The sequence below is a fragment of the Georgenia sunbinii genome, from assembly GCF_036421875.1.
Lineage (GTDB): Bacteria > Actinomycetota > Actinomycetes > Actinomycetales > Actinomycetaceae > Georgenia_B > Georgenia_B sunbinii.
The window spans coordinates 1-6,114 of sequence record NZ_JAZGOL010000018.1 but is presented as its reverse complement, the minus strand read 5'-3'; the positions used below and the strand labels follow the sequence as shown (position 1 = coordinate 6,114).

Here is a 6,114-nt window from a genome sequence, read left to right as displayed (position 1 = left end):
CGATGGCCGCCGGCGCCCCGCCGCAGGTGTGGTGACTCAGCCCTTGAAGGGCGTGACCTTGAGGATCTTCACCTTGATCGAGGAGCCGTTGGGCGCCTCGTAGGAGACGGTGTCACCGGCGCCCTTGCCGAGGAGCGCGGCGCCCATGGGGGAGTGCTCGGAGAAGACGTCGATCTCCACGTCGGGCGCTCCCTCGCGGGAACCGAGGAGGAAGACCTCCTTCTCGCCGGCGATCTCCGCGGTGACGACCATGCCCGGCTCGACCAGGCCGTCGTCCGGCGGGGCCTCGCCGACGTGCGCGTGGCGGAGCAGCTCGGTGAGCTGGCGGATCCGGCCCTCCATCTTGCCCTGCTCCTCGCGAGCGGCGTGGTAGCCGCCGTTCTCCTTGAGGTCGCCCTCGTTGCGAGCGGCTTCGATCCGCTCGGTGATCTCGGTGCGGCCGGGCCCCGTGAGGTGCTCCAGCTCAGCTTTGAGACGGTCGTACGCCTCCGTGGTCAGCCACGTGGTGGTTGCGGTGTCGGCCACTATTCCTCCTCCAGTAAAGCGATGAGCCCCGACCATCGTGGGTCGAGGCTTCGATCGACAGATCTCTCGCCGGGGCGAGGGCGTGAGAATACCCGTGACCTGGCAGTCGGGCAATTATAGCAATGTCGTCCCGCGGTGGTCGGGAGACGAGCGGGTTCCCGGCTCAGCGACCGGGCTCGGCCACCGGCCGGCAGCCCTCGACGCGCGCGCCGGCCGCGGCCTCGGTGGTGGTGACGCTGGCGGTGACCACGGTGGAGTCGCCGTCGACCGGGCCGACCGGTACGTCGGCCACACCCACCTGGGCGAAGGTGACGTTGAGGACGACGACGCGGCACACGGCGCTCTGCCCGGGCTCTTGGTAGACGGCGAAGGTCACCTCGGCGGTGGCGTCGTCGACCACCCGGAAGGCGACGTCCTGGGTGTTGACCGGCTCGTCGGTGGAGCTGTACGCCAGGATGACGAAAGCCAGCGCGGCCACCACCCCGACGACGGCGAGCAGCACCCGGCGGCGCCGCTGCGTCGCCCGGGAGGGCGCGGTGCCGTAACGCGCCTCGAGGACCGCGCGCGTCTCGTCATGCTCGGCGGGCATCTCGGTGGCCTCCGGTCGGTCGGGTAGGAGACCATTGTCCCCGATGCCGCCCGGGCCGGGGACCGCGGGGCGGCCGAGGCGGCGGCGCCGATCGATATCGGCTTGGGTGGATGGCCGCCGCCGGGGCAGAATCGACGTTGGCGAACGAGGAGACCACTGTGAGCGAGCCGATGCGGCTGATGGCGGTGCACGCGCACCCCGACGACGAGTCGAGCAAGGGCGCCGCGACCATGGCGCGGTACACCGCGGAGGGAGCACGGGTGCGCGTGGTCACGTGCACGGGTGGCGAACGCGGGTCGGTGCTCAACCCCCGGCTCGAGCACGACCCGACCGTGCTCGCCGACATGCCCGCCTACCGCCGTCGCGAGATGGCGCTGGCGGCCGAGGTGCTCGGCATCGAGCACGTCTGGCTGGGTTTCGTCGACTCCGGGCTGCCCGAGGGTGACCCGTTGCCGCCGCTGCCCGAGGGAAGCTTCGCCGTCGAGCCGCTGGACGTCGTTGTCGAGGCGCTCGTGCGGCAGGTGCGCGAGTTCCGCCCGCACGTGATGACCACCTACAACGAGGACGGCGGGTACCCGCACCCCGACCACCTGCGCACCCACGAGATCTCGGTGGCCGCCTACCACGCGGCCGCGGACCCTGAGCTGTTCCCCGACGCGGGGCCGGCGTGGCAGGTGTCGAAGCTGTACTACGACGTCGGTTTCTCGGTCACCCGGATCCAGGCCATCGCCGACGCGATGCACGCCCGCGACCTCGTCTCGCCCTACGACGGCTGGCTCGAGCGCCGCGGTGACCGGCCGCAGCGACCGGTGACGACCCGCATCCAGTGCGCGGAGTACTTCGGCAAGCGCGACCAGGCGCTGCGTGCGCACGCCACCCAGATCGATCCCGACGGGTTCTTCTTCCAGGTCCCGCGCGACATCGAGCGCGAGGTGTGGCCCTACGAGGAGTTCGAGCTGGCGCTGTCCCGCGTGGAGACCGAGCTGCCCGAGGAGGACCTGTTCGCCGGGGTGCGTAGGCTGGTGGGGTGAACACCGTCGCCTGGTCCCTGCTCGCCGGGGCAGTGCACACCGCCCAGAGTCCCGAGCCCACGCCGACGGACCCGGGGATGACGCTCTACACGGTGACGCCGGGCATCTCCGGCTTCCTCGCGTTCTTCGCGGTGGCGCTGGCCTGCTGGCTGCTGTTCCGCTCGCTGGGTCGGCAGATGCGCCGGGTCGAGCAGACCCGGCTGCGCCGCGCGGAGGAGGACGCCGCGGCTGCGGCTGAGACCAGTGGTGATGGGACTGCGGGCACGGCGGCTGCTGCCGGCGATGCGGACGCGGCTGCCGTTGGCGAGCCGCCGACGACGGGCAGCAACGGCGACGCGCCGCCGGTCACCCCGAGGTAGCGCGCCGCCGGGCGTCAGCCGTGACTGGCGGCGGCCAGCCACACCGCCGCGTAGTGGCACCAGAACCCGATGACCGTGCCCACGTGGAAGATCTCGTGGAAGCCGAACCAGCGGGGGCTCGGGTTCGGGCGCTTGGTGCCGTAGACCAGCGCACCGAGCGAGTAGGCCAGGCCGCCGATGGCGACCAGCCACACCACCGCCTCGTGGCCGCCGCGCCAGAAGGTCGGCAGGAACCACACCGCGACCCACCCCTGCGCCATGTACACCGGCACGTAGAGCCAGCGCGGGGCGCCGAGCCACAGCACTCGCATGATGATTCCCGCCAGCGCGCCGCCCCACACGACGATGAGCATCGTGACCGCGGTCGAGCGGGGAAGCAGGAGCACGGCCAGCGGCGTGTAGGTGCCGGCGATGAGCAGGAAGATGTTCGAGTGGTCGAGCCGCCGCAGCACGGCCTCGGTGCGCGGCGACCAGGTGCCGCGGTGGTAGACCGCGCTGCAGCCGAACAGCAGCACGGCGGACGCGACGAAGACCGCGGTGGACGCCGTCGCTGCGGAGGTGGGCGCGGACACGACGAGGATGATCCCGGCGAGGAGGACGAGCGGAGCGGTACCGGCGTGGAGCCAGCCGCGCAGCCGCGGCTTGACCACCGCCGCGATCTCGCTCACGACGTCGTGGTCGCCGGGGTCCCGGCGGGGTGTGGTGCTCATGTTCTGCTCCGGGGTCGACGGGTTCGCGGACCGGGGGATGGCCGAACCTACGCATCCGTAGGTTAATGCACCGTGAGGTTCGCGCGCGAGCGTCCGGTGCCGCCACCCACCGCCGCGGAGTAACCTGACGGCGTCAACCTCGAGCCGTGGACGGGAGTCGATTGCGCCATGCGGTCCAACCGCCTGCTCTACGGGCTCTACGAGCGTCGGCTCTCCCGCCAGCTCGGCCGCACCGCCGTCCCCAAGCACATCGGCATCATCCTCGACGGTAACCGCCGCTGGGCCCGGGCGCTGGGCAGCAGCGCGGCGCACGGCCACCGGCGCGGGGCGGACAAGATCGGTGAGGTGCTCGGCTGGGCGGAGGACGCCGGCGTCGGGATCGCCACGCTCTGGATGCTGTCCACCGACAACCTCCAGCGGGACTCCACGGAGGTCACCGAGCTGCTCGAGATCATCGCCACCGCGGTGACCTCCCTCGCGGACTCGGGCAGGTGGCGGCTGCGGGTCGTGGGGGCCCTCGAGCTGCTGCCCGAGCAGATCGCCGCCCGGCTGCAGGACGCCGTCGAGCGCACCGCGCGCGTCGAGGGGATGGCGGTCAACGTCGCCGTCGGTTACGGCGGCCGCCACGAGATCGCCGATGCTGTCCGGTCGCTGCTGCGCTCCTACGAGGCGGAGGGGCTGAGCCTGGACGAGGCCGCCGAGGCGCTCAGCGTGGAGGGCATCACCGATCACCTGTACACCAAGGGGCAGCCCGACCCGGACCTCGTCATCCGTACGTCCGGCGAGCAGCGGCTCGGCGGCTTCCTGCTGTGGCAGAGCGTGCACAGCGAGTACTACTTCTGCGAGGCCTACTGGCCCGACTTCCGCCGGGTGGACTTCCTCCGGGCGCTGCGCGACTTCGGTGAGCGGGAGCGGCGCCTGGGCCGCTGAGCCGCCAGCCGGCGGGCCGCAGATGAACAGTGGGTGACCACCGGCGCGTCGAGGGCCGCCGCGGGCGCGGTGCCGCCTAGCGTCAGGTGTGACGGGCAGCACACCCGCTGCCCTCCGGGAGGCTGGCCTGTGGAGCGACTCACTCCGTGCGGAGAGGGCCTCGGCCCTCGCCGCGGGCCGGGCGCCCGCCCCTGGACACCGCGCCCGCCGCGTGCGGGACGGGAGCTGATCGGCGCTCCGGCGCCGGAGGGAGCTCGCGAGGCCATGACTGCGACCATCGACACCACGACGACNGGCCCTCGCCGCGGGCCGGGCGCCCGCCCCTGGACACCGCGCCCGCCGCGTGCGGGACGGGAGCTGATCGGCGCTCCGGCGCCGGAGGGAGCTCGCGAGGCCATGACTGCGACCATCGACACCACGACGACGACCGCTGCCGACCAGGACCAGGACGGCCTGGCGCCCGAGCAGCTCGCGTCCGAGGACGCCGCGCTGCGCCAGCGCGTCACCTACGTGGTGGACACCTCCGTCCTGCTGTCCGACCCGCACGCCATCGGGCGCTTCGCCGAGCACGACGTCGTGCTGCCCGTCGTCGTCATCACCGAGCTCGAGGGCAAGCGTCACCACCCCGAGCTCGGCTACTTCGCGCGCGCTGCGCTCCGGCTGCTCGACGACCTCCGGGTGCAGCACGGCCGGCTCGACGCCGCCGTACCGATCGGCACCCAGGGCGGCACGCTGCGGGTCGAGCTCAACCACTCCGACGCCGCCGCGCTGCCGTCCGGCATGCGGCTCGGCGACAACGACACCCGGATCCTCGCCGTGGCCACCAACCTCGCGGCCGAGGGGCTGGAGGTCGCCGTCGTCTCCAAGGACCTGCCGATGCGGGTGAAGGCCGCCGCGGTGGGCCTCGCCGCCCAGGAGTACCGCGCCCAGCAGGTCGTGGAGACCGGCTGGACCGGGATGACGACGGCGGACCTCACCGAGGACGAGATGGCCCTGCTGTGGACCGAGGAGCGGCTCGACCCGGCCGGACTCGAGCTCGCGGGGCACCTCGACGGCGTGCCGTGCCACACCGGGGTGGTGCTGCACTCCGGGCGCGGCTCGGCACTGGGACGGATGATGCCCGACGGCCGGCTCGGCCTCGTGCGGGGTGACCGGGAGGTGTTCGGCGTGCGGGGACGCAGCGCCGAGCAGCGGCTGGCGATCGACCTGCTGCTCGAGCCGGAGGTCGGCATCGTGTCGCTCGGTGGCCGCGCCGGGACCGGGAAGTCGGCGCTCGCGCTCTGCGCGGGGCTGGAGGCGGTGCTCGAGCGCCGCGAGCACCGCAAGGTGGTGGTGTTCCGCCCGCTGTACGCCGTCGGCGGGCAGGAGCTCGGCTACCTGCCCGGCACCGAGGCGGAGAAGATGGGTCCCTGGGCCGAGGCGGTGTTCGACACGCTCGGCGCACTGGTCGACCGCACCGTGCTGGAGGAGGTCCTTGCCCGCGGGATGCTCGAGGTCCTTCCGCTCACCCACATCCGGGGCCGCTCGCTGCACGACGCGTTCGTCATCGTCGACGAGGCGCAGTCCCTCGAGCGCAACGTGCTGCTGACGGTGCTGTCGCGGATCGGGCAGAACTCCAAGGTGGTGCTCACCCACGACGTCGCCCAGCGGGACAACCTGCGGGTCGGCCGGCACGACGGCGTGGCGGCGGTGGTCGAGACGCTCAAGGGCAACGCGCTGTTCGGGCACATCACGCTGACGCGCTCCGAGCGGTCGGCGATCGCCGCCCTCGTCACCGACCTCCTGGAGTCCGGCGCCGCCCCCCTGTAACCCCGACCAGCCCCAGCACCCAAGCCCCCACCCCCATCGCTGACAGCAGGATTGTCCCCGAGAGCAGGATCGTCCCCGACAGCAGGATTCTCCGCGAGAGCAGGATTATCCCCGAGAGCGGGATTGTCGACGTCAGGCGTCGAGCGAGGAGGTTGCGACCT

General features: G+C 72.5%; 7 protein-coding genes. 4 read left to right on the top strand and 3 right to left on the bottom strand.

Going from position 1 to position 6,114, the window contains the following annotated elements; translation table 11 throughout:
• Positions 1-36 precede the first annotated feature (36 nt).
• On the bottom strand, positions 37-561 hold the full coding sequence (gene greA / locus V2J52_RS16975; protein ID WP_331228930.1) for a transcription elongation factor GreA: 525 nt from the start codon (positions 559-561) through the stop codon (positions 37-39).
• A 127-nt stretch (positions 562-688) separates the two neighbouring features.
• Entirely contained in the window at positions 689-1,114 is a 426-nt protein-coding gene (locus V2J52_RS16970) for a DUF4307 domain-containing protein (RefSeq protein ID WP_331228929.1), read from the bottom strand.
• Between the two features lie 158 nt (positions 1,115-1,272).
• On the opposite strand from V2J52_RS16970, the gene mca reads away from it, so the two are divergent.
• Both mca and V2J52_RS16960 read left to right on the top strand, forming a co-directional pair.
• Positions 1,273-2,145 (top strand): mycothiol conjugate amidase Mca, encoded by an 873-nt coding sequence (gene mca, locus V2J52_RS16965; protein WP_331228928.1) that lies wholly within the window; start codon positions 1,273-1,275, stop codon positions 2,143-2,145.
• Entirely contained in the window at positions 2,142-2,504 is a 363-nt protein-coding gene (locus tag V2J52_RS16960; protein WP_331228927.1) for a hypothetical protein, read from the top strand. Before mca ends, V2J52_RS16960 begins: the two co-directional genes overlap by 4 nt.
• A gap of 14 nt (positions 2,505-2,518) precedes the next feature.
• Here the strand turns inward: V2J52_RS16960 and trhA are convergent, their stop codons facing one another.
• On the bottom strand, positions 2,519-3,214 hold the full coding sequence (gene trhA / locus V2J52_RS16955) for a PAQR family membrane homeostasis protein TrhA (RefSeq protein ID WP_331228926.1): 696 nt from the start codon (positions 3,212-3,214) through the stop codon (positions 2,519-2,521).
• A gap of 168 nt (positions 3,215-3,382) precedes the next feature.
• On the opposite strand from trhA, the gene V2J52_RS16950 reads away from it, so the two are divergent.
• Complete coding sequence (locus V2J52_RS16950; RefSeq protein ID WP_331228925.1) at positions 3,383-4,144, top strand: isoprenyl transferase; 762 nt, start codon at positions 3,383-3,385, stop codon at positions 4,142-4,144.
• A gap of 396 nt (positions 4,145-4,540) precedes the next feature.
• The gene (gene phoH2 / locus V2J52_RS16945) at positions 4,541-5,953 is read left to right on the top strand and encodes an RNA 5'-3' helicase PhoH2 (protein WP_331228924.1); all 1,413 of its coding nucleotides are present in this window, start codon (positions 4,541-4,543) and stop codon (positions 5,951-5,953) included.
• The last annotated feature ends 161 nt before the right edge of the window (positions 5,954-6,114 follow it).